Source organism: Streptococcus hillyeri, assembly GCF_003686955.1.
Classification (GTDB): Bacteria; Bacillota; Bacilli; order Lactobacillales; family Streptococcaceae; genus Streptococcus; species Streptococcus hillyeri.
This window is the reverse complement of record NZ_RCVM01000078.1, coordinates 1-266: the sequence shown is the minus strand read 5'-3', so window position 1 is coordinate 266 and position 266 is coordinate 1. Positions and strand designations below refer to the sequence as shown.

The 266-nt window shown below is 48.5% G+C and carries 2 tRNA genes; both read right to left on the bottom strand.

What is annotated here, in order from left to right:
* Positions 1 to 53 precede the first annotated feature (53 nt).
* Positions 54 to 127, bottom strand: a tRNA-Arg gene (locus EAF07_RS10500).
* Positions 128 to 141: 14 nt separating this feature from the next.
* Positions 142 to 214, bottom strand: a tRNA-Phe gene (locus EAF07_RS10495).
* Positions 215 to 266 lie beyond the last annotated feature (52 nt).

The window sequence follows — 266 nt, the reverse complement described above, 5'->3', positions numbered from 1 at the left end:
CGACCCCTTGGTCCCAAACCAAGTACTCTACCAAGCTGAGCTACTTCCCGAAATGCACCCTAGAGGAGTCGAACCTCTAACCGCCTGATTCGTAGTCAGGTACTCTATCCAATTGAGCTAAGGGTGCATATAAATATATAATGGCGCGAGACGGAATCGAACCGCCGACACATGGAGCTTCAATCCATTGCTCTACCAACTGAGCTACCGAGCCTAATTAATCTATATTGCGGGAGCAGGATTTGAACCTACGACCTTCGGGTTAT